17 protein-coding genes are annotated in these 24,498 nt (G+C 43.1%); 5 read left to right on the forward strand and 12 right to left on the reverse strand.

The window, feature by feature from the left end:
* Positions 1 to 161: 161 nt before the first annotated feature.
* Together icd and citZ are read right to left on the reverse strand one after the other, a co-directional pair.
* The gene (gene icd / locus FZC79_RS04390) at positions 162 to 1,430 is read right to left on the reverse strand and encodes an NADP-dependent isocitrate dehydrogenase (protein WP_148945626.1); all 1,269 of its coding nucleotides are present in this window, start codon (positions 1,428 to 1,430) and stop codon (positions 162 to 164) included.
* Between the two features lie 147 nt (positions 1,431 to 1,577).
* Complete coding sequence (gene citZ, locus FZC79_RS04395) at positions 1,578 to 2,696, reverse strand: citrate synthase (RefSeq protein WP_148937916.1); 1,119 nt, start codon at positions 2,694 to 2,696, stop codon at positions 1,578 to 1,580.
* A 655-nt stretch (positions 2,697 to 3,351) separates the two neighbouring features.
* On the opposite strand from citZ, the gene ytvI reads away from it, so the two are divergent.
* On the forward strand, positions 3,352 to 4,476 hold the full coding sequence (ytvI, locus tag FZC79_RS04400) for a sporulation integral membrane protein YtvI (RefSeq protein WP_148945627.1): 1,125 nt from the start codon (positions 3,352 to 3,354) through the stop codon (positions 4,474 to 4,476).
* A gap of 113 nt (positions 4,477 to 4,589) precedes the next feature.
* Here the strand turns inward: ytvI and FZC79_RS04405 are convergent, their stop codons facing one another.
* The 8 genes from FZC79_RS04405 to dnaE all read right to left on the reverse strand — a co-directional run bounded on the left by FZC79_RS04405 (position 4,590) and on the right by dnaE (position 18,025).
* Positions 4,590 to 4,976: an FxsA family protein gene (locus FZC79_RS04405; RefSeq protein WP_148945628.1), complete on the reverse strand. Its 387-nt coding sequence runs from the start codon at positions 4,974 to 4,976 to the stop codon at positions 4,590 to 4,592.
* 1,054 nt (positions 4,977 to 6,030) lie between these two features.
* Positions 6,031 to 7,791: a pyruvate kinase gene (pyk, locus tag FZC79_RS04410; RefSeq protein ID WP_148945629.1), complete on the reverse strand. Its 1,761-nt coding sequence runs from the start codon at positions 7,789 to 7,791 to the stop codon at positions 6,031 to 6,033.
* Positions 7,792 to 7,846: 55 nt separating this feature from the next.
* Positions 7,847 to 8,806 carry a 6-phosphofructokinase gene (gene pfkA, locus FZC79_RS04415; protein ID WP_148945630.1) on the reverse strand — a complete coding sequence of 320 codons (960 nt, stop codon included), beginning with the start codon at positions 8,804 to 8,806 and terminating at the stop codon, positions 7,847 to 7,849.
* Between the two features lie 451 nt (positions 8,807 to 9,257).
* A complete protein-coding gene (gene accA, locus FZC79_RS04420; RefSeq protein ID WP_148945631.1) occupies positions 9,258 to 10,238 on the reverse strand; it encodes an acetyl-CoA carboxylase carboxyl transferase subunit alpha in 981 nt (326 codons plus the stop codon).
* Positions 10,232 to 11,101, reverse strand: a complete 870-nt coding sequence (gene accD, locus FZC79_RS04425; RefSeq protein WP_148945632.1) for an acetyl-CoA carboxylase, carboxyltransferase subunit beta — start codon at positions 11,099 to 11,101, stop codon at positions 10,232 to 10,234. The genes accA and accD overlap by 7 nt, the downstream gene beginning before the upstream one ends.
* Positions 11,102 to 11,424: 323 nt before the next feature.
* On the reverse strand, positions 11,425 to 12,039 hold the full coding sequence (locus FZC79_RS04430) for a FadR/GntR family transcriptional regulator (RefSeq protein ID WP_148945633.1): 615 nt from the start codon (positions 12,037 to 12,039) through the stop codon (positions 11,425 to 11,427).
* A gap of 8 nt (positions 12,040 to 12,047) precedes the next feature.
* The gene (locus FZC79_RS04435; RefSeq protein ID WP_148945634.1) at positions 12,048 to 13,286 is read right to left on the reverse strand and encodes an NAD(P)-dependent malic enzyme; all 1,239 of its coding nucleotides are present in this window, start codon (positions 13,284 to 13,286) and stop codon (positions 12,048 to 12,050) included.
* A 1,385-nt stretch (positions 13,287 to 14,671) separates the two neighbouring features.
* Positions 14,672 to 18,025, reverse strand: coding sequence for a DNA polymerase III subunit alpha (dnaE, locus tag FZC79_RS04440; protein ID WP_148945635.1), 3,354 nt, complete (start codon positions 18,023 to 18,025; stop codon positions 14,672 to 14,674).
* A gap of 208 nt (positions 18,026 to 18,233) precedes the next feature.
* On the opposite strand from dnaE, the gene FZC79_RS04445 reads away from it, so the two are divergent.
* The 3 genes from FZC79_RS04445 to FZC79_RS23955 all read left to right on the forward strand — a co-directional run bounded on the left by FZC79_RS04445 (position 18,234) and on the right by FZC79_RS23955 (position 19,550).
* A complete protein-coding gene (locus tag FZC79_RS04445; RefSeq protein WP_148945636.1) occupies positions 18,234 to 18,569 on the forward strand; it encodes a YtrH family sporulation protein in 336 nt (111 codons plus the stop codon).
* Positions 18,566 to 19,072, forward strand: a complete 507-nt coding sequence (gene ytrI / locus FZC79_RS04450) for a sporulation membrane protein YtrI (RefSeq protein WP_148945637.1) — start codon at positions 18,566 to 18,568, stop codon at positions 19,070 to 19,072. Before FZC79_RS04445 ends, ytrI begins: the two co-directional genes overlap by 4 nt.
* Before the next feature lie 355 nt (positions 19,073 to 19,427).
* Positions 19,428 to 19,550, forward strand: coding sequence for an NADH-quinone oxidoreductase subunit K (locus FZC79_RS23955; RefSeq protein ID WP_148945799.1), 123 nt, complete (start codon positions 19,428 to 19,430; stop codon positions 19,548 to 19,550).
* 385 nt (positions 19,551 to 19,935) lie between these two features.
* Here FZC79_RS23955 and FZC79_RS04460 read toward each other — a convergent pair whose 3' ends face one another.
* Positions 19,936 to 21,912 (reverse strand): stalk domain-containing protein, encoded by a 1,977-nt coding sequence (locus FZC79_RS04460; RefSeq protein ID WP_148945638.1) that lies wholly within the window; start codon positions 21,910 to 21,912, stop codon positions 19,936 to 19,938.
* Positions 21,913 to 22,974: 1,062 nt separating this feature from the next.
* On the reverse strand, positions 22,975 to 23,913 hold the full coding sequence (locus FZC79_RS04465) for a DHH family phosphoesterase (RefSeq protein ID WP_148945639.1): 939 nt from the start codon (positions 23,911 to 23,913) through the stop codon (positions 22,975 to 22,977).
* A 112-nt stretch (positions 23,914 to 24,025) separates the two neighbouring features.
* Between FZC79_RS04465 and FZC79_RS04470 the strand changes: the two genes are divergently transcribed.
* Complete coding sequence (locus tag FZC79_RS04470) at positions 24,026 to 24,331, forward strand: YtpI family protein (RefSeq protein ID WP_148937930.1); 306 nt, start codon at positions 24,026 to 24,028, stop codon at positions 24,329 to 24,331.
* Positions 24,332 to 24,498: the final 167 nt, after the last annotated feature.

Below are 24,498 nucleotides of genomic sequence, written 5' to 3' on the forward strand. Positions count from 1 at the left end.
TTGGGTTATTTGAGCCTGAATGGCCGGACATTGGAGCTGAACGTGAATAGTATAGTCAAAGGTGATCTGCAAAGGTAGTTAAATTTATTCATAAATAATGATAGAGTTGGCTTGCATTAAACAAGCCAACTCTGTTTTCATCAAATGAAATAGATATGATATTACATGTTTTCGATTAAAGCAGTACCGAACTCAGAACATTTAACTTCTGTAGCGCCGTCCATCAGGCGGGCAAAGTCGTAAGTAACAACTTTAGAAGCAATTGTTTTTTCCATTGATTTAGTAATCATTGTTGCAGCCTCAGTCCAGCCAAGGTGTTCAAGCATCAACACTCCGGAAAGGATGACTGAAGATGGGTTAACCTTATCCTGGCCTGCATATTTAGGTGCTGTACCATGAGTTGCTTCAAAGATCGCATGTCCTGTATCGTAGTTGATGTTTGCTCCAGGAGCGATTCCGATTCCGCCTACTTGTGCAGCAAGAGCATCAGAGATATAGTCACCGTTAAGGTTCATTGTAGCTACAACATCAAACTCAGCCGGACGAGTAAGGATTTGCTGCAAGAAGATATCAGCAATTGCATCTTTAACAATGATTTTGCCAGCAGCTTCTGCATCAGATTGAGCTTGGTTCGCTGCATCCAGACCTTTATCATCTTTGATACGGTCATATTCAGCCCAAGTAAATACTTTCTCGCCGAATTCTTTTTCAGCAAGCTCGTAACCCCAGTTTTTGAAGGCACCTTCAGTGAACTTCATGATATTGCCTTTATGTACAAGGGTAACCGACTTGCGGCCTTCTGTGATGGCATAGTTGATCGCCGCGCGCACAAGGCGTTGTGTGCCTTCTTCAGATACAGGCTTGATTCCAAGACCGGAAGTTTCAGGGAAACGGATTTTGTTTACGCCCATTTCATCTTGAAGGAAAGAGATCAACTTTTTCACTTCATCCGAACCTTTAGCATATTCAATGCCTGCATAAATGTCTTCAGTGTTTTCACGGAAGATGACCATATCTGTATCTTCCGGACGTTTTACAGGAGAAGGAACACCTTCAAAGTAACGTACCGGACGAAGACAAGTGAACAAATCAAGTTCCTGGCGAAGTGCTACGTTCAATGAACGGATTCCGCCGCCGATTGGCGTTGTAAGAGGTCCTTTGATTGCGATGAAGTATTCACGGACTGCATCAAGAGTTTCACTTGGGAGCCACTCGCCAGTTTGGTTATAAGCTTTTTCCCCCGCTAAAACTTCTTTCCACACAAGCTTGCGCTCGCCGTTATATGCTTTTTCAACCGCCGCATCCAGTACGCGGGAAGCAGACGCCCAGATATCAGGACCTGTTCCGTCCCCTTCAATAAAAGGAACGATTGGGTTATTTGGTACATTCAAGCTACCATTTTCAACAGTAATTTTTTGACCTTCAGACATACTATTACCTCCATCTTCATATTAAAGGGACTGATGCAAGGCTTGAACACCTTGGAACCAGACCCGCTTTATTGTTGACGGAAAAGGCTGCACAAGTGAAGCCTTTTCCATTGTCATTACACCAGATATTAAGCTTTTTGTAAAATATTAACCGCGCTGCTCAACCGGAACGTATTCCTGTTTTCCAGGACCAGTATAATCGGCACGAGGACGGATCAGGCGGTTATTGGAATACTGCTCAAGGATGTGAGCCAGCCAGCCGGAAACCCTGCTGACAGCGAAGATCGGTGTGAACAGATCGTGATCGATGCCAAGGCTGTGGTAAACAGATGCAGAATAGAAGTCTACATTCGGCGGCAGTCCTTTTTCGGAAGTCACGATGTCTTCGATCTTCGTGGACATCTCATAATATTTGCTTTCGCCTCTCAGCTCAGTCAGCTTTTTGGACATTTCCTTCAAATGCTTAGCTCTTGGATCTCCCTGCTGATAGACACGATGGCCGAAGCCCATGATTTTTTCTTTGTTATTCAGCTTTTCACGGATGACTGATTCAACATTATCCACTGAATCAATTTCTGTCAGCATTTTCATTACTTGTTCATTGGCACCGCCGTGAAGTGGTCCCTTCAAAGCACCGATTGCCGCAGTGACACCAGAATAAACATCTGAAAGAGTCGCAACGCAGACACGCGCTGTGAACGTAGAGGCATTCAATTCGTGATCGGCATGAAGAACAAGAGCTTTATTGAACGCTTCTACTTCAATATCTTCAGGGTCATTACCCGTCAGCATATATAAGAAGTTTGCAGCAAATCCAAGATCTGTTCTTGGTGCGATTGGTTCTTTTCCGCTTCTGATTCGAGCAAATGAAGTAACGATGGTCGGGATTTTAGCTTGCAGACGGACTGCCTTGCGGAAGTTAGCTTCCTCTTCCATCACATCCGATTCCTCATCATATAATCCAAGAAGTGATACAGCTGACCTTAGGGCAGCCATTGGATGGACATCCTTGATTGGATACATCTTGAAGTGCTCTAGTACTTCCTTAGGAAGAGCTGCGTTCTCAGCCAAATCTTTTTTCAGCTGATCAAGCTCTGAAGCTGTAGGCAATTTAAGATTCCATAATAGATAGATTATTTCTTCGAAGCTGGCATTGTTTGTTAAATCATCGATGTTATATCCAACGTATGTAAGAGTATCATCAATGATTGAACTGATTGAAGACGTAGTTGCTACAACACCTTCTAATCCACGGGTTGCTGTCATAAAAAAACCTCTCCTTTATCTGAATAATTGCCAGTAGTCCATTGGTGAAATGGACAATATTTTCAAGAGTGATATAGTCTCTTAAAATGGCTTGTTTCTAAAGGTAAATATAATTGTTTAAGACCTACGCTATCGAGCGCTCGCTCAACACAGTACCACACCATCACCATGTCAAAAAATCAGATTCCTCCATGGGATGCGCTTTCATTTTCTATTATAAACAATTATCTGACTTTTGTGAATGAAAACGGATTAATTTCTGCAAGAATTATTTTAGTAGAAAAACATACTGCCTCTTTTCTATCTATATCCTAACATAATATTCCGCTTTACCCTAATCTGCCTAAAATCCCTCCATCTCTATTAACTATAGAAGTAAAATCATGAGAATGGCAGTCTTCTTTAGAAATGCAGACCACACATATTTTCTTTAATAGATGAAATTTTAAATTTTGATAGTATATGAAAAAACTTTTTTCACTATTGAATTCCCAGAGATTTTCCCAGTGAAGGTACCCCCCGGCATTCTGAATAGAACATCTTTCTTTCAGAAAGTCTACCATTCTCTTAAATATTTCAACTTTCTTTCATTTTCTTCCTCGACTAAAATATACTTATACTATTAAACAGAATTTTTTATCAGGGGGGTCTGTAAATGAATTGGGAATTTCTTTACCGCTGGTTGCGTTTTCTATTTGTTGTGGCGGTAGTGGTTCTGACAGGAATAGCAATTTACTATATATCAAAGGTAACCTATCCTTTCATCATTGCTTTGGTTATCGCCCTTTTAATCAACCCGGTGGTAAACCTCCTCGAGAAAAAGGCTAAAATGCCGCGCGGGCTTGCCGTGGCTTTGGCTCTATTCTTGATCATCGCCCTCTTCATAGGATTGATTACATTGCTGATAACAGAAATCGTTTCTGGTGCAAATTATCTGGCTGATGTTGTCCCTCAGCATGTGAACACGCTCGTGGAGTACTTTGAAAATTTCATTGCAGGCCAGGTTATTCCCTTTTACCATCAAATCAGTGGTTTGTTTAAAAATTTGGAGGCAGGGCAGCAAGGGGCAATTCTTGAAAATATTCAGGCTGCCGGAGAAAGAATCGCCTCATCCGCTGGTGAGTTCATCCAAAACTTCTTTCAGAAGCTGCCGAATATCGTTTCCTGGATCCCTAATGCGGCAACAGTATTAATCTTCTCTGCGCTGGCAACATTCTTCATCAGCAAAGATTGGTACCATCTTTCAGACAGACTCTCCAAGTATATTCCCGTTAAGGCTGCGGCAAGCGGGAGAAGGGTTTTCGTGGATTTAAAGAAAGCTTTGCTCGGTTTCGTCCGGGCACAATTCACTTTAATATCCATCACAGCTGTAATCGTCCTTATCGGCCTGTTGATTCTCCGGGTCGATTATGCCATAACCATTGCCCTGGTAATCGGGCTTGTGGACATCCTTCCCTATCTGGGAACAGGTGCAGTATTTGTTCCGTGGATCATTTATGAATTGATTACGGGGAATATTGGATTAGGTCTTGGTCTTGGAGTCCTTTATCTCGTGGTCGTCGTCCAAAGGCAGATCATGGAGCCAAAGATTTTATCCTCGAGTATCGGACTTGATCCTCTGGCAACACTTATCGCCCTGTTTGTCGGCTTCAAGCTGGTTGGATTCCTCGGCCTGATCCTCGGTCCCGTGACTCTGGTTATTTTATCTACCCTGAGAAATGCCGGGGTTTTCCAGGATCTCTGGGATTTCATTACTGGCAAACCGGAGATAAGAGAATAAGAAGAACAAAAGCTGCAGCGCCTGCAGCTAGACTTGGATCCTTAAAGATTGATTTTATAGTTTCCTCAGCAACCATAAAAAAGATCCGTTCTCAATGAACGGATCTTTTTTTATTAACGGTATATTATAACGTTGCCATTGTTAATCCATCTTCTAAACAATCTTAAAAGAAACGGCTTGATCATTTTTCTAGTTTGCGGAAATAACAACAGAAATCCTATTGCATCTGTTATGAATCCAGGAGTTAGAAGAACGACTCCTCCTACCAGGACACAAAGGCCGTCAACTATCGCATCGCCGGGAACCTGCCCGAACTTGATTTGGTCCTGTACATTCCTTATTGCCTGGAGACCTTGTTTCTTTGCTAGGTAAGCGCCCAGGACACCTGTAGCAATAATCATCAGAATTGTCGCGGGTACTCCGAATGTCTGCCCTGAAAGAATTAACAAACCTATCTCAAGTGCAGGCACTACTATTAAAAATAACATCATATATCTCATTATCTTAATTCCCCCATTTTTTTGGACAACCTGGTTCTATTATAACATATTCACAAAAACTAGACTGATGCCCGCTTGCGACAACTTTTCAACAGTTTTTATATAAAGCGCAAGCGGCCCGATCAGCCCCGACAGGCAAATGTTCCCCGGAGAAAAAAAGGCGGTCTTCCCTTTTATTCTCCGGGGGTTATTTGACCCCGAGGGGCTGGCCGCTGGAGCTGGATTGATATAAAGCGGAAAGGCCCCGTTCAGCGGCGTACGGACTGTACCAGCCCCGCATGAGATAAAGGAATCACGAAGAACGAAGTGATTCGATGATGACTTATCTTATAAAGTGGAGAGGTCCCACTTAGCGGCGTACAGATTGTAGGGCTCTCGTATGAGATAAAGGAATCACAACGAACAAAGTGAGTTGATGATGACTTATCGCAAGGAGAGAGACCGAAATCTGCTAGCCGTTGGGACCTCGGAACTGGATTCGCAAGGAGGGGATGGGCAGTACGCTAGCCGCTGGGGCCTTGTAGCTGGATTGATATAAAGCGGAAGCGGCCCGATCAGCAACGACAGGCAAATGTTCCCTAGAGAAAAAAGCCGGTCTCCCCTTTTATTCTCTAGGGGTTATTTAACCCCGAGGGGCTGGCCGCTGGAGCTGGATAGATAAAAAGCGGAAAGGCCCCGCTCAGCGGCGTACAGATTGTAGGGCTCTCGTATTAGATAAAGGAAATACAACGAACAAAGTAAGTTGATGATGACTTATCGCAAGGAGAGAGACCGAAATCTGCTAGCAGCTGGGGCCTTGATGCATATAACTCTAGAATGCGATTTCACCTCCCCCCTTTACACAGGAGGATTGTAGCGGAAGGCGTATGATCTCCTGCGGGACTAGCGGGACAGGTGAGACCCCGCAGGCGCAGCCGAGGAGGCTCACCGCCCGCCCCGCGGAGTCGTACGCCTAAAGCGGAAATCCCTTACTTTATAACAGCCAAAATCTTTGCGAAAAGAACATAACTTAAAAATGGTGCCTCCCAAAGGAGACACCACTTTTAAAAATCATTTATAGTACACTTGCATGTCCGTCGTAAATGACACCTCTTGAAGAATCAACGGTGATTTCCTGTCCATCTTGAAGAAGGGACATGGCATTATCCACACCTACAATGACAGGGATCCCGATATTTATGCCGACAACAGCCGCATGGCTTGTCAGGCCGCCCTCTTCTGTAATCAAAGCTGCACACTTCTCAAGTGCAGGGACCATATCTTTGTCACTGCCAACCGTCACAAGGATAGAACCAGGCTGAACCTTTTCGTTTGCTTCTGCTGCATTTTTAGCCAGAACAGCTTTTCCGAATGCCGTCTTGCGTCCGATACCTTGTCCTTTTGCAAGAATATCGCCGACCACATGGATTTTCATCAGATTGGTTGTACCGGATTCACCGATTGGCACACCAGCTGTAATGATGATGCGGTCTCCATGAGTAATCAATCCTGAATTCACGCTTTCTTCCACAGCCATTTCAAGCATTTCATCTGTTGTGGAAACTCTTCTGCCCATTTGAGGGTATACACCCCAAGCCAATGCCAGCTTGCGGGAAACAGAATCGTTAGCCGTTACCGCGATGATTGGTGCTTTTGGACGGTATTTTGAAATCATCTTCGCTGTATGTCCGCTTTCTGTCGGAGCAACAATTGCGTTGACAGAAAGGTTGATAGCAGTATGTGCAACAGACTGTCCAATAGCGTCTGTCATATTATGTCCGCTGTCCTTGCTGCGAATGGAAAGGATATCTTCAAAGTCAAGTGCTGTTTCTGCGCGAGAAGCAATGTTATGCATTGTCTGCACAGATTCAACAGGATAAGCCCCCGCTGCCGTTTCCCCTGAAAGCATGATCGCATCGGTTCCGTCAAAGATGGCATTTGCCACGTCACTTGCTTCTGCCCTAGTCGGACGAGGATTGCGCTGCATAGAATCCAGCATTTGCGTTGCAGTGATAACCGGTTTCCCCAGGACATTACATTTCTTGATTAAGGCTTTTTGTACAAGCGGAACCTCTTCTGCCGGTATCTCTACGCCAAGGTCCCCACGTGCTACCATCAAACCGTCGGAAACTTCCAGTATTTCATCAATGTTGTCGACACCTTCCTGGTTCTCGATCTTCGGAATGATTTGGATGTTTCCTGCATTATGATCTTCAAGCAATTGGTGGATTTCCAGTACATCAGAAGCACGGCGGACGAATGAAGCTGCGATGAAGTCCACGCCCTGCTCGATACCAAATTTAATGTCATTGGCATCCTTCTCGGTGATCCCGGGCAGGTTTACGGATACACCTGGAACATTGACACCTTTTTTGTTCTTCAAAGTTCCTGAGTTAAGGACCTTTGTCTTGATCTCGCCCGCAGACTTATCAAGAGAAATGACTTCAAGACCGATCAGTCCGTCATCTAATAGAATTTTGGAGCCTTCATGTACATCGTCAATCAAGCTTTCATATGTCACTGAGAATTTTTCTGTAGTTCCAAGCACTTCTGTCATGGAAACAATCACTTCAGATCCTTTTTCAAGTTCGAGCGAGCCATTCTCCATATTATTAGTACGGATTTCCGGACCTTTTGTATCCAAAAGAATTCCCACCGTTTTACCTGTTTTTTCAGCAGCGGTTCTAATATTCTGGATCCTGGCACCATGCTCTTCATGGTCTCCATGCGAGAAGTTCAAACGGGCTACATTCATTCCTGCTTCGATTAACTGTGTTAATTGTTCAACTGATTCACTTGCCGGTCCTATCGTACATACTATTTTGGTTTTTCTCATTACGTAACGCCCTCCTGGATAGTTCCTGTCATTTTAAATCCAATTGCGATGTTAATTAGATGGACAACTCTTTTGAGAGTTTGTACATATTTAAATCTAAGACATGCTCTTTAGCCAATGCTTCAATGATATCATAATCAACCAGCTGGTTTTTCTCGATTCCGACTGCTCTTCCTCCCTTGCCCTCTGCAAGAAGGTCTACCGCACGTGATCCGAGGCGGCTTGCCAGCACACGGTCCGAGGCAGTAGGCGAGCCTCCGCGCTGCATGTGCCCAAGAACAGATACTCGAGTTTCCAGATTTGTTGCTTCCTGTAGTTTAGCAGCAAATTCCTCACCGCCCATTACACCTTCGGCAACAATGATGATACTATGCTTCTTACCGCGCTCCTGCCCTTTTTTAAGGCGGCGGGCCACATCATCCATATCATGTTTATCTTCCGGGATCAGAATTGTCTCCGCTCCGCCTGCAAGTCCGGACCAAAGAGCCAGATCTCCTGCATTTCGGCCCATTACTTCAATGATGAATGTTCTTTCATGAGACGTAGCTGTGTCACGGATTTTATCAATTGCATCGATGACCGTATTCAAAGCTGTATCAAAGCCGATCGTGTATTCTGTTCCAGGGATATCATTATCGATTGTTCCCGGTACACCCACACAAGGGTATCCAAGCTCAGTCAGCGCTTTCGCACCGCGGTAAGAGCCGTCTCCGCCGATTACTACAAGCCCTTCTATTCCATGCTTCTTCAGCTGTTCAATTCCCTTTTGCTGGCCTTCTTTGGTCTTGAACTCTTCACAGCGCGCCGTATACAACATTGTTCCTCCGCGATGGATGATGTCCCCTACAGAACCCAGTTCAAGCTTTTGGATGTTTCCATTGATCAATCCATTATACCCTTGATAGACCCCATATACTTCCATGTTTTGATAGATGGCCTGCCTGACAACCGCCCTCACGGCTGCATTCATACCAGGAGAATCTCCTCCGCTTGTCAATACACCTATTCTTTTCATTCACAATCACCTCTTATTAAGTCTTTATGTATAGTTAATTATGTTATTGTTCTTTTGGGGGACAAAAAGAAGATAGTCGGGGATACAATTTTAACACTTACTAGTATAGGCAAAAAGCCCAGGGATTATTTATAAAATAACATGAAGAATGCCAGCCCACAACGAATATAGAGCCGAATCCCCTAAAGACGAAATTATCAAAATACTGAAAGCGTTTCACTGTAAAAATTTGTGCTTTCGTGATCTTTCCCGGCTTTAAATTCATTTTCCAATTAACACTCTAGCTTTGCTGCTATTTTATAAGAATACCAAACAATCATGATGATTATTCACCTAGCATACTGTTTAATAAAAAGGAAAAAGCTGCTCTCTCCGTTCAGAAATAACCTCCTTACTATCCAGGTGAAAACCGTTTCAAATAAATAGAAAAAGCGTGAAAAAGTATCCACGCTTAAGAATTTACCCTTGAAAATTCATCTAAAACTGTATATTCACCCATAATTTTATATTTATTATAACGGCCTTTAATCAATTGATCCGAGGTTTGGGGCACCAGCTCTTCCAAAGATGCTTTCAGTACTTTGCCGATGCTCTCGGCCTGGGCCTTGACATCCTTATGGGCTCCGCCTCTTACTTCAGGAATGATTTCATCAATCACACCAAGTTCTTTCAAATCTGGTGCCGTAATCTTCATGCTTTCGGCAGCTCTTTTTGCCTGACTGGAGTCTTTCCATAGAAGGGCAGCTGCTCCCTCTGGGGAAATAACCGAATAGGTGGAATTCTCCAGCATATGAATATGATTTCCTACGCCTAATGCCAGGGCTCCGCCGCTTCCTCCTTCTCCAATGACAATGCAAATGACCGGCACACTCAAGCCTGCCATCTCAAAAAGGTTGCGCGCGATTGCTTCACTTTGGCCGCGCTCTTCAGCCGCTTTCCCGGGATAAGCACCCTTGGTATCGATAAAACAGATGATCGGCCTGCCAAACTTGTCGGCCTGCTTCATCAGCCTTAGTGCTTTACGGTATCCCTCAGGATGGGGCATCCCGAAGTTCCGGCGGATATTTTCTTTCGTGTCTTTCCCCCGCTGATGGCCGATGACGGTTACAGGAAGGCCCTGGAATTTCGCAATTCCCGCAACAATCGCTTCATCCTCTCCATAGAGGCGGTCGCCGTGCATTTCATGAAACTTAGTAAACAGAAGACTGATATAATCCAGAGTGGTCGGTCTGTTTTGGTGTCTGGCAACTTGAACCCTTTCCCATGGTTTCATATTTTCATATAGGTCATTTTCTAGTTTTTCCAGTCGTTTTTCAAGCTTGTCGATTTCAGAGGAAAGGTCCACTTCGGACTTCTGAGTGAATTCCTTTAACTCTGCTATTTTATTCCTTAACTGTATAACAGGCTTTTCAAATTCCATTTCACTTACCATGTCAGTTCACCGTCCCATTGATGAATCTCCAATATAGTCGAGATCTTCTCCTTTAAGTCCAGACGTGAAATGACATCATCCAGCTGCCCATACTTCAAAAGGAATTCCGCCGTTTGGAAGTCTTCCGGCAGGTCTTCTCTGATTGTTTGTTCAATAATCCTTCTTCCGGCAAAACCTATTAAAGCTCCCGGCTCTGCAAAATTGTAATCACCAAGAGATGCAAAGCTTGCAGAGACCCCGCCGGTTGTCGGATGGGTCATGATGGAAATAAACAGCCCGCCATTATCACTGAACCGTTTTAATGCGACAGACGTCTTGGCCATCTGCATAAGAGATAAAACACCCTCCTGCATTCTTGCCCCGCCTGATGCTGTGAAAATGATGAATGGACAATTTCTTCTATCAGCCTCTTCAATTGCTCTGGTAATCTTTTCACCCACAACAGAGCCCATGCTTCCCATTCTGAAGCGGGCATCCATAATCGCAACGATTGTCTCGCAGCCGCCCACTTTCCCGGCACCTGTTACCACAGCCTCATTGATATTGGTCTTTTTACGGTCTTTCTCCAATTTTTCTATGTAATCAGGGAAATTCAAAGGATTTTCCGAAATAAGACCCGCATCAAGTTCTTCAAAGCTTCCCTCATCTATGAAGCTGTCGATTCGTTCAAAAGCATTCATGCGGTGGTGATAGTCACAATGCAGGCAGACATTCATGTTTTTCTGCAGTTCTTTTGTGTACATTATTTTTTTACAGTTCGGACACTTCGTCATGATTCCTTCCGGGACATCCTGTTTAGCCGCATCAGAGGGAATGGTGGCATACTTCTTCTTTTTTGTCTTAACAAAAAGATCTTTAAGCAAAAGGGAAACCTCCTTATTCATTCTAGTATGAGTACCTGCCCCTTAAGGGCGAATAATCTGACATGCTTCAGTAGTTCGATTTAAGGCGGTGAATGTATCTGATGACTTTTGGATGCCAGGCGGACAACCCGGTTTTAATGTCCTTCATGAATAGAAAGAATGTCCGGTCAAAACGCTTAACCAACCATGATCATCCCGGGTTAAATCGGACTTGCTTTCATACACTCTACATCAATACAATCAAAAATGATGTAGGAACATGTCGGCATTTTCTCGACAATTTTCTACTCTGTTATTCTATAATCACGCTTGATTTCTTTTGTTCATGTTTTCAATCTATAATATAATTCCCACATTTCATCTTCTTGTTTTTCAAGAAGGCATTTGACAAGCTCCACACACACTTTCATTTTCTCATCGTCCATCAGCACTGCTTTCTCTACCATTGCCCCATATTGGGACAAAATGTACCAGATCTTTCCCGCCAAAAGATTGCCAGAATGATGGATAAGCTCCCGTAGAAAGCTGTCCACTGTTCGAAATTCTCTAGCAGCCAGAGAGTCTTGAATCCCTTCCATACTGATTCCGGAGTCCAAAATGGTTCTCAGGCTTTCTTTTTCAAGCCACTCTTTCGTCAGCAGAACATCTCCTTTTGCCTGGCCGTCCTTAAGAATGAATGTCCCTAGCAGCTCTACTAAATGATGATTGCGGAAGTCTTTTAAAAAAGTCCCTTCGCCGCGCCTTGTTTCAATAAGGCCCAGCAGCTCCAAGGCCCTTAAAGCTTCTCGAATTGAAGAACGCCCAGCTTTCAGGCGTTCTGACAACTCTCTTTCGGAAGGAATCTTATCTCCCGGCTGCAAGCCATCGTGGGAAATCATTTCCCTGATTCTATTGACAATTTCAATGAATACCTTTGAATTAGGTTTTGGTGAATCCATCTGCTGGGTCATTCACCCTTTCCGATTACTGCCAGCTTCTCAGTTTTTCTCCGCACTTCTTCCGGGTCGACTTTCTGCCTGGCAACACCTGTTTCCATTGCAGCCTGGGCCACAGCGGCCGCTACAGCCGGTGCAACACGCGCATCGAATGGTCCTGGAATGACATAATCCTCATTCAAGTCCTTTTCGTCTACAAGCCCTGCAATAGCTTCTACGGCGGCCTGTTTCATTTTTTCATTAATATGAGTAGCACGAACATCGAGCGCACCCCTGAAAATTCCCGGAAAGGCAAGGACATTATTGACCTGGTTAGGGAAATCGGACCGGCCTGTCCCCACTACCTTAGCCCCTGCTGCCTTCGCATCCTCCGGCATGATTTCCGGCACAGGATTTGCCATGGCGAAAATGATAGGATCCTCGTTCATAGATCGTACCATCTCTTCATTAAGAGCGCCTGCTGCGGAAACACCGATGAACACATCCGCGTTTTTGATCACATCTTCCAAGCTGCCTTCAATACGATTACGGTTCGTAAACTTGGCTACCTCATCCTTAATATCATTCATACCGTTTGGACGGCCTTCATAAATTGCTCCTCTTGTATCACACATCACGATATCGCGGACACCGTAATTATGAAGAAGCTTGATGATGGCTATTCCTGCTGCGCCTGCCCCATTGGCAACCACTTTGATCTCGGACATTTTCTTTCCAACGATTTTTAAGGCATTCACAAGACCTGCAGCCGTCACAATTGCCGTACCATGCTGATCATCGTGAAAAATGGGAATATTGGTTTCTTTCTTCAAGCGCTCTTCTATCACAAAACAATTCGGAGCGGCTATATCCTCCAAATTCACTCCGCCGAATGTCGGTTCCATTAATTTAACCGTTTCGACAATCTTGTCCACATCATTGGTATCAAGACAGATTGGAAAAGCATCCACTCCTGCAAAGCTCTTGAACAGCACCGCTTTTCCTTCCATCACCGGAAGTGCGGCTGCCGGGCCGATATTGCCAAGCCCAAGCACAGCCGTGCCATCGGACACGACCGCTACCATATTGCCTTTCATCGTATATTCATAAACCGTTTCCGGTTTGTCATAAATAACTTTACAAGGTTCCGCTACACCCGGGGAGTAAGCCAGGCTTAAATCTGTTGCATTTCTGACCTCGACTTTTGATTTCGTTTCCAGTTTTCCTTGATTAATCCTATGCATGTGCAGCGCTTCTTCGCGTAATGACAAGCTGGTTCACTCCTTATGTATCTGCATTATGGTAAATATATTGTTATGAAATTCTTCAACTCGGGGGTGGTCTGACCACCTATTTCCCTTTAAACAATATAATAAATGCTTAATGAAGTAAAGGAAATACTATTAATTTACTTCCAGCTTTTACTCAAACCAGATCTTAAATTATGCTTTCAAATACCCACCCGGACTGTTTTCCTCAATGCACTCCTTCCTAAAAGGCAAATAAATGTGTATATCAACAAAACACCACGATGATCTAGTGATGCAGCAACCGAAATGGTTGGATAATTTGCAGAATAAACAATGTTAAAATGGTCAGTGGTTGATGAGTGTTTATTGATTTCCACTCCAGGTGCGTGACTCCGCGGGGCGTGCGGTGAAGTAAAAGCGGAAGCGGCCGTTCAGCGACGTACAGATTTTGGGGCTCTCGTATGAGATAAAGGAATCACGAAGAGCAATAGCGATTCGATGATGACTTATCTTTATAAAGTGGAAAGGCCCCGCTCAGCGGCGTACGGACTGGACTGACTCCGCATGAGATAAAGGAAACACAACGAACGTAGTGAGTTGATGTTGACTTATCGCAAGGAGGAGGCAGGGAAGTACGCTAGCCGTTGGGGCCTTGCAGCTAGATTAGCAAGGAGAGAGACCGAAATCTGCTAGTCGCTGGCCGCTGGAGCTGGATGAGCCTCCTCGGCTTCGCCTGTATAAAAAATGGAAGCACCTTGGTCAGCCCCGACAGGCAAATGTTCTCAAGAGAAAAAAAGGCGATCTATCCTTTTATTCTCTTGAGGTTATTTGACCCCGAGGGGCTAGGCGCTGGAACTAGATTGGGGTCTCACCTGTCTTCAAAAGTGGAAGCACCTTGGTCAGCCCAGACAGGCAAATGTTCTCAAGAGAAAAAAAGGCGGTCTTCCTTTTTATCTCTTGGGGTTATTTGACCCCGAGGGGCTAGGTGCTGGAACTAGACGTACGCTAGTCCCGCAGGAGGTCAAGCACCTTCCATTCCAATCAAATCATTGCTAGTTTTTTATAGTTAACGGCACTCAGTTCAGTTATATTAATATTGGGATTAAAAGTGTATGGGCAGTTGCGCACGGATTTTGAAGAACAAAAAGCTCTGTCATTTGCTATTTAGGAAGGCTCTTGTATTACCAATAGAAAAGGTTCCCCGGGAGAAAAAAACTATTAAATCAAGAAAAAAGGAGTGTCAAAATCGATACGATTTGGCACTCCTTTTGATGTAATTTTGAATTTTGTACTCGAAAGCGGAACCCGTTAATGATCTGGCAGTGTTTTGTTTGCCGGGCAATACCCTGTTATTTGGGATTATACGCTACATTCCTCCTGCTTGAACTGCCGTGTAAGGAGTCTATTCACTTCAGGACTGTATTTCTCTCCCCTAAAGTTTCCTTCAATTCACGCAGGCATTCAGCCGATGGATTCACCCACTGGTTATTGGGAAGCTGGACCGTTCTGTTTTCTCCATCGAAATGGATGATCACAGGTATCCTGCCTTTATGCTTCTTCAGTATTCTCTTCACAGCTTCTATGGCTTCCCCGGCGGAGTGATTCACCTTCAGATAGAGCCTCTTGTTGATTTCAGAGGAAAGGGACTTTACCTCCTCTATGGAAAATGCCTTGTTGACCAGCAGCTGCATTTTATCATTTCTTTCTTCAACAGAGCCCTCGAGCATCAGAATGTTTCCTTCTTTGATCAATGCTGAATTCTGCTTATACGCATTAGGGAAAACAACGCCTTCCATTTCGCCGCTGGAATCACTTACTGTGATGAAGGCCATTACCTCGCCTTTTTTGGTCCTGATTGTTTTCAATGCCGTAATATACACTCCTGCCCGGATGTTTTTATTTCCGGCTTCAAGGTCAAAAAGGTCTATGGCAGACATGTCTTTGAAAAGGTCTTCATAAGGTGTAACAGGATGATCGGACAAGTACAGGCCAAGCACCTGCTTTTCGTACTCCAATTTCTTCTCAAGAGGCATGCCTTCGACTTCCGTGTACTTCGGTTTAAGGAGGAAAGCTTCTTCTTCCTCGAATAGATCATAATCCTGATCCTGGGGACGGACCAATTCTGCGTGCTCTATGGCTACATCAAGACTTGCCAGAAGTGTAGATCTGTCTTCACCGAAGTCATCCAATGCACCTGAAAACACAAGAGCTTCAAGTGTCTTTCGATTGACGGCTTTCACTGATACCCTTAAGCAGAAATCAAATAAGTCTGGAAAAGGCTTTCCCTGCCGCTCCTTGTATATTTCCTTCAGTGCTGCGGCACCTACGCCCCTGATCGCTCCCAGGCTGTAACGGATGCCCCCTTTTTCTACTTTGAAAGGAAACTGGCTGAGATTAATGGATGGCGGAAGGATGTCAATATCATTCTGTTTCGCTTCACGAATATACTGGGATACCTTCGTGTCATTCCCAACCACCGATGTAAGCAGTGCCGCAAGAAAGTATGAAGGATAGTTTGCTTTCAAGTAGGCAAGCTGGTAGGCGATCATACTGTAGGCAACTGCGTGTGAACGGTTAAATCCATAATTGGCAAACCGGACAATCAAATCATATATTTCCTCTGCGGTTTTGAATGTGTACCCTTTCTTTAGTGCTCCATCAATGAAATGCTTTCGTTCACTGTCCAGGACATCCCGCTTCTTCTTGCTGACCGCCCTGCGAAGCAAATCGGCTTCCCCTAATGTAAAACCGGCCATTTTGGAAGCGATCTGCATAATCTGCTCCTGATAAACGATAACACCGTATGTGAGGCCGAGGATTTCGTTGAGATCCTCATGGGGGTAGTTAATACTTTCCTCTCCATGTTTTCTGGAGATGAACAACGGAATGTTTTCCATGGGACCCGGCCTGAATAATGCATTGACGGCCACAATATCCTCGAAGGAGCTCGGCCTCAATTTTACCAGGACATTCTTCATCCCATCCGATTCCAGCTGAAACACACCATCTGTTCGTCCCTGACTCAGAAGCTGAAAGGTTTTTTCGTCATTCTTCGGCAGTGCATCCAGAGAAAGATTTTTCCCCGTTCCCTTTCTGATGGAGGTAACGATCCTGTCCAGAATCGTTAAATTTCTCAGACCGAGAAAATCCATTTTTAACAGTCCGATCTCTTCCAATATCTCCATAGGGTACTGAGTCAGGTGGACATTCCCCTGGCCTGCCTGGATTGGAATCAAATCCACAAGGGGCCTCTCACTGATGATGATCCCGGCAGCATGGGTAGAAGCATGGCGTGGAAGTCCTTCCAGTTTAAGAGCCGTGCTGAATAACCTCTGCTTGTGCTGAGATTCATTGATAAAATCTCTAAATTCCGCTGACTCGTCGTACGCAGATTTCAAGGACAAGCCATGGCGCGAGGGAACGAACTTCGACAGCTGTTCCAGTTCCTTGGAATTATAACCGAATACCCTTGCTGTATCTCTCAGGGCCGCTTTTGCCGCAAGTGTCCCGAATGTGATGATCTGCGCCACATGAAGATCTCCGTATTTTCGGTGCACGTATTCAATGACCTCTTCCCTCCTATAGTCGGGAAAATCAATATCGATATCAGGCATGGAAACCCTCTCCGGGTTAAGGAACCTTTCAAATAACAGACCATGGACGATCGGATCCACGTCGGTAATCTTAAGAATATAGGCAACAAGGGAGCCTGCAGCAGATCCCCTTCCCGGACCCGTTAGAATATGTTGCTCACGCGCAAATTTCATGAAGTCCCACACAATCAGGAAATAATCACTGAAATTCATTTTTTGAATGATTGAAAGCTCATATTTCAGCCTGTCCGTATATTCGCCAGCATTCTCCAGTCCCCGTTCCTTAAGCCCCTTCAGGCAGACCTCTTCTAAATAGGGGTCAGCTGATTGACCAGAGGGCAAAGGATACTTTGGCAGAAGGTTTTGGTTAAAAGCTATCTCTACATTACATTCATTCGCGACATTCATCGTATTTTCCAGAGCATCGACATGGCGCCCGAACAACTCCAGCATTTCATCCTTGCTTTTAAAGTAGTACTGATCACTCTCAAGGATTTCGCGGTCATCATCGGCCAACTTGACTCCGTCCCTGATTGCCAAAAGACATTCCTGTGCGAACGCATCGTCTTTTTCAACAAATTGGACATCATTGGTTACAACCTGTTTGACTCCATATTTTTCCCCTAATTTTTGAATGCCTTCTTCTATTGTCCGTTCATCTTGCAGTCCGTGATTTTGAAGAGACAGATAAAAAGAATCCTCCCCAAATATCTTCAGCATTTTCATAAAGGCTTCCTCTGCTTTTTCATGGGACCCTGCAAGCAATTGCTGTTCTATTTCTCCTTTGATTCCTGGAGTAATCCCGATCAAGCCCTCTCTGTACCCTTTCAGCCATTTATGGGGAATTCCTTCCGGGGACTTTGTTCCGATTACACTTGAAATCTTCAAAAGGTTACGATATCCAGCATTATTTTTTGCAAGCAAAATAAGCGGAAAGCTTCCCTCTTCATTTTCACTCATTACATCTACGGTCATTCCAATGATAGGTTTGATGCCGTTCTTCCGGCACTCCTGATAAAACGGAACGACTCCATACATCACATTTCGATCTGTGATGGCGATTGCACGATACTGATGCTGTACAGCTTTATGTACAAGCGATTTGACCGAAGCTGTGCTCGACAATAAACTGAAAGCGCTTGACACCTGCAAGTGGACAAACGACATGAGCACTCACTCTCCTTTTCACTTTCTCCTCCTTTCATTATAAGAAACTATGAGGAAAAAAGAAAATATGTTCGCTTTTTTTCCTGTCTCTTATTCTTCATATATGAGCGGCACGTCCCATATATATGTAGAAAGACTTTTTTGGCCAATAGCAGCCAGTGATTCATTCAGGTGTAGAAGAAAACTACTATTTTCGGAGTTGATTAGAATGGCTGAAGCTTTCTTCCCGGAGCTTTTCAAAAGTTATTTCATTGCAATGGGGGTTCTGCTGGGAGGCTGTCTCCTGGGAGGACTGGCAGCATTCATGACGGGCCAGCCGCTCCTTACGGAAATTTCCAGGCTTTCCAGAATACTGAGGATCTGGGCCATCATCGCGGCCATCGGTGGAACCTTTGATACTCTTTACAGTTTTGAAAAAGGATTCCTGAACGGCGAGACCAAAGAGGTATTCAAACAGTTCCTCCTGATTCTTTCTGCAATGGGAGGGGCTCAGACGGCAGCACTGTTTATTTTCTGGCTGACACAGGAGCATATTTCCTCATGAGAATTCCTCCGTATTACAGGCAGCCCGCTTGGCAGAGATTCTTTGCAGGAGCCCTTATTGGCGGCGTCATCAGCTGGATCATTTTCTTGTTCATGTTCGGTGTCCTTCAGGAGGAGCAGACCTTCCTTATAGAAACGCAGCAAAAAACAATAGAAGACTTGGAAGTGGATCTTTCTCATTGGCAGGAGGATTTTAAAGAGCTGAATAAAGAAAACAGCAAGCTTCTGACCATCCAGGATATCAAACTGGAAATTGTCAATGCAAAACAATACCGAATTGATGATTCACTCAGCATCTTTGAAGCAGAGGAAGAAATTAAATCCGACCTCAGCCCCCTGCTTGCAAAAGACTTGGATTCTGTTTATAAAAACAAGGATCTTGTCAAAAAAACAATCGAAAACAAAACTCTGCGAATCAATGATAAGAGGTACAAAGTAAAAATAAAGGAAATCTATTTTTATACCGTTATCCAGATTTTCGTGGAACTGGAGTATGACGGGTAGTAAAGCAGATATGACCCGTTTGGTGGCGGGTCTTTTTTTTATGGAAGTTAATAAACGCTTTGCGTGGCAACCTTATAAGCTTTTTGGGATGCTGTTTAATGTTGTTTTGTATGAATAGGGCGTTTAGAAATTAATCACCATACTCTAGGGGAATTGAGGCTGGGACAAAAACTAGCCGAAAACAAAAATAAGAGTCTCTGATCATCAAAAAAGATGGTCAGAGACTTTTTTTCATTAGTGTTTGATGTGACTTAATTTTTTTATTATTATTAATACTGGTAAGTTATAAACCGGGTGGAACTGCTCCTATTTTAGACAAGTAATATGAAATAGTAGTTGATCCAATCTTCAGGCACTGGCTTTAACAGCCATTGTATTGGGGGAGATTGTCACAGCTGTCATGTTGGCGTTGGTAATCAAGATACATAAAAGGTTTGGAACGTTAAATGTTGATGAGGTTCGAAGATTGAGAGGATAATTTTATTTACTGGAGTTTAATAAAGGAAGCGGCTGCCTAGGTTATCATGTTACCTTTATTAACTGCCTTTTTTCTTAGAATACCAAGTTGTATTTTTTAAAGACTCTAGAAGCTACAGCAACATATCTCAATAAAACTAAATAATAATAAATTTACTATCTATGGATGTTCCAAAAATACATTTCCATTTTATGAGCACTGACTCCGACTAATCAAGAAGTGATTGTCACTTCCAATTGTTTTAAAAATAAGTTTAAACAAGCCCGTTATTAAGCAATCGTTGCTTAGTGACGGGCTTGTTGTTGTATTTATTTTGCTTAGATTCAGTGGAAACTTGGATCTTAATTTACTGAAAACACCTAATCTACTGTCTCAAAAAATGTGGCTAGGGAGTAATTGTAACTTTTTTTGTTGCATTTTCATAGGAGATACCTGTTTGCAGTTGTTCTGATATGAATCTTATAGGAACCATTGTTGTTCCATTTATTACAATTGGTGTTGTATCCAGTTTTATTTGCTTACCATTGATTTTTGCATAGGTTTGATTAATGACTAGGACGATTGTTTGTTCTTCACTTTCTATTGTAATAGATTTATTCTGACTGTTCCACTTCACCTTTGCGCCCATTTGTTCACTTATAAACCGAAGTGGAACTAGTGTACGGCCATTTAGTATTTGCGGTGCGGTTAAGAGTCTAACAGCACCATTTTTTGTGTATGCTTTTGGCTCATTTATATAAAGAATACTTTCACTATTGGATGGTGAGGGCTCCTCTCCAGTTTGAAAAACAACACTTTTTTCGATTGCTTTTCGTCCCTGTGAATCATAAACAAACGTCTGGAGTTGATGCTTTCCGCTCTGTAGTTGATTTGGATTAATTTCAATCGAATACGGAAAAGAATTACTTTGACTAACATGTTTTCCATTTAGTTTAAATAAGACCTTCGAAATATTCGGATCATAGGTTTTTGCCCAAGCGTATATGGTTGTCGGCTTTCGAATAACTTCATTTTCCAATGTCACAATGCTTGGTAATTCAGTGTGTTTCGTGGTGGCAAAGGGGCCGTTAACAACGTCCTCAAGATAATATTCATCTCCTATTAACGCAGAATATTCGTCTAACAGCTTTTGATTGTCCGTTAAGCTGTAATTGTTCAGCATACGATCGGCACTGTGTGAACTTATCAATGTATTTAAGCTAAACCATTGGATTGATTTTACCCTTGGGTATTTAAGCATTGCGCCGTGATAAAGCATTTTCATTTTGTTAATTGCAAAGTCGGTCGTGTCCATATCACCTGCTTTACTGTAGGTTGTTGCTCCATATTCGCTAATCATAATAGGCTTACGATCTGCATATTCAGTGTAAAGATCATCGAGTGAATCGAGTGGATTGACGTGTTCAGCAGACTTACTCACATCACCATTGAAAAACATTACACTGTAAATACTTGCACCTACCCAGTCAACATAATCATCCCCTGGGTAATATTCGTTAATCGTTCGTTTTGGGTTGGCGGAAGGTGACCAGACCATTGCAACATTATAAGCTTCTTCGGCCATTACTTGTGAAACAGTTCGGAATGATTTTATATACTCTGATGGATTACCATTCCACTCAACCCAGTTTCCATTCATTTCTCCAGCAAAACGAAGGAAGATGGGTGTATTTGTAGCGGCTGCATCACGAGCAAACTTACGAAGATACGCATCATCCTTTACAGGTCCAAGTCCATTGTTAGGTTCGAGAGCAATATGCAAAGCTGCGCCTGTATCTTTGACAGATTCCGCCCATTCAGTTGGAAAAGAGTCCCCGTAATTCCAATATCGAAAGTATGTAGCATGGTTTTTACTTGTTATGCGATTAAATTCGCTGTATTTTAGATTGCCAAATTCTTTGAGTGGTTCGTCTCCATTAATAAACGCACCGATATACATACCTGATTCTGGTTCATACTTAGCGAGAGGTTTTGTACCAACGGTTTTCGCATGTTCCAAAGAGTATAATTCAAGTTCACTGTTTAACTTATCAGCCTTGTTCTTGACTGCATGATAGGTATTCAAGTCACCGTTTTTCAAGCCGATTTTATAATGAATCGCTGCCTCGGTATAAAGGGTATCAGCAGCTTTTTGGAATTGGTTGTTTGCTTCATAAGCATCTGCAAGTGCTCGATAATAGGAAGCGTTATTCGCTTCTGTTGCTGCTCGCTTTAAGTATGGTATAGCGTCAGCTGGTTTGCCTTTTTCTAAGAGTTCTATTCCCTTTGTATAATCTATCCAGGAATTTGCTTCTATTTCTTGTGTTCCTATAAAAAAACAAAAGAGAAGAGCTGTAATGACAGTTAAATAGATTTTTTTCATTAATAATCCCCATTTCTTTATTTTACATTGATTATACTACATTCGGCACCTCTGAATACCAAAAAGCGGGTATTATGTAATTAAAAGGATCCATAACTGAAGAAGGCTCAATAATAGCATTGAAATACAGTTCATGACCTCGTTGAACAAATTCCTCAAGAATCATTTGCTTATTAAGTCGACAGCCAATATTATTTTCTTGAGGAGTAATCGTTAAATCCAGGGTCAAAATAATCTAATCTGATTCATGATAAAATTTTCAAACATAAGGACACTTCCGGTGGCTATTGAGTGGTAACTCTAATTTTATCAGAGGTTATCCTTTTATTTGCACAAAAAGTTTTTCTCTTCATTATAAAAAGAGTCCGTGAGAAGGTTGCACCATCTCACGGACTCTTTTCATTTATACACTAGTTTTGTCCCAGCCTCGTTTATTCGCTAATCACCATACTATTAGGCGTTTTTCTGATTATAATAGGGTGTTTACTCGCTAATCACCATACTATAAGACGTTTTCCTGATTATACTAGGGTGTTTACTCGCTATTCACCATACTATAAGACGTTTTCCTGATTATAATAGGGTGTTTACTCACTAATCACTATACTATAAGACGTTTTCCTGGTTATAATAGGGTGTTTACTCGCTATTCACCATACTATAAGACGTTTTCCTGATTATACTAGGGTGTTTACTCGCTATTCACCATACTATAAGACGTTTCCCTGATTATACTAGGGTGTTTACTCGCTATTCACTATACTATAAGACGTTTTTCTGATTATACTAGGGTGTTTATCGGCCTGTCAGGGGATTGACCTAGGCTTCCACTTTTAATACAGGCTGGGCAGAAGGAAACTCAACACTCTCCAAGCGGCATTCCTACTACATAAAATGCGGAGGAGGGGAAAACAGCATAAAAACAGCAATCTTTTAGAATACAGACTTTAGAAAAGCTGGCTGCTTCTCTTTTTTTGTGCAGTCGCAATTCTCCAGAAGCCCCCGGCTAAATAAAACAGAGGGGCATCGCAAAGCGAATCCCCTCTTCTGCTCTTCATTAAATCAATTCTCTGCACAAACCTGCATTAAGTCTTTCAGAACTTCTTCTTTTTGTGCCCAGTCAAAAATGGAAGCTCCCGCCGCCAGAGGATGTCCGCCACCATTATACTTTTTGGCGACCGTATTGATCACCGGGCCTTTTGAGCGGAAGCGCACCCGGATTTGGTCCTCCTCTTCTATAAAGAAGACCCATGCCTTGATTCCTCTTACGTTTCCAAGCGAGCTTACGAGAAGGGATGCTTCAGCTGGGACGAGGTTGAATTGCTCGAGGATTTCCTTCGTAATCGTCATGCAGCCGACATTATTCTGGAGCATCTCATAGTTTTGAAGGACATATCCTTCTAATTTCAGCACCTGGGGATCGGCTTCATACATTTTGTTATAAAGCTCGTTGCGGTCAAAATCATAACGGATAAGCTCCCCTGCCACATCAAATGTACGCTGAGTCGTGCTCGGGTATAGAAATCTTCCAGTATCGCCGACTATTCCCCCATAAAGCAGCCTTGCCGCTTCGTCAGTCATTTTAAGTCCCTTGTCTTTCCCATGTTGATAAAACAGGTAGATCATTTCGCTGACCGAGCTTGCCTCTGTATCCACCCATAGTAAATCACCATATGGATCTTCGTTTGGGTGATGATCAATTTTGATGAGCTTATCACCAAGTTCGTATCTTTCATCGCAGATCCTTGCTGAGTTGGCGGTATCACATACAATGATTAAAGCTCCTTTGAAGACACTATCTTCAATCTTGTCCAGTCTTCTGAGATAATGCAGGGTCGGTTCTTCTTTTCCAACTGCATAAATATTCTTTTCCGGAAAGGACGCTTTCAGGATTTCTACAAGCCCCCCTTGCGACCCATAAGCATCCGGATCAGGTCTTACGTGGCGGTGCACAATGATGGTTTGATATTCTTTAATCATCTCGATAATTTGATCTTTCATGGTAAACTCCTTTTAGACATAAAAAGTTCATTTGGAATCCATCAGAAATACCGTTAGAATAGTAAACGGAGATTCATGAATTCAACCAACGATATTTTGGAGGATATAAGATATGCCCGTTTTAGTATTTTTAATCATTCTTTCATTTTCTTTTTATTTTTACTATAAAGTTAAATCCGTAAGAAGCAGCAGATTCATCGAGAAAAAATGGCTTTCAGGTAAATCCAGCATCGCTCTGGGACTTTTTGTCGCCTTTTTCGGAATCAATCAGCTGTTTCTATTCCAAACCACTTTCACCTATATCATCGCTGCACTGTTTATCCTGATCGGGTTGGGGAGTGCCTGGATGGGCTGGAAAGTATACAAGCATTTTCTGCCTCAGGCTGTGAAGGAAGCACAGGAACTGGACAACCAGTAACGGCTATTAAAACCTGCATTCAAATGAATGCAGGTTTTTTTATCGCTTAGGTTTTGGGTGAAGTAAGATTGCCTGCCGGGCCTGTTCAGGGCGCTTGGGCTTTTGATCCGGCCAGCTTCAGCCCCTAGTCCCTCGGGATCAAATAACCCCAAGAGAATAAAAAGAAG

Source organism: Rossellomorea vietnamensis, assembly GCF_008180615.1.
Lineage (GTDB): Bacteria > Bacillota > Bacilli > Bacillales > Bacillaceae_B > Rossellomorea > Rossellomorea vietnamensis_D.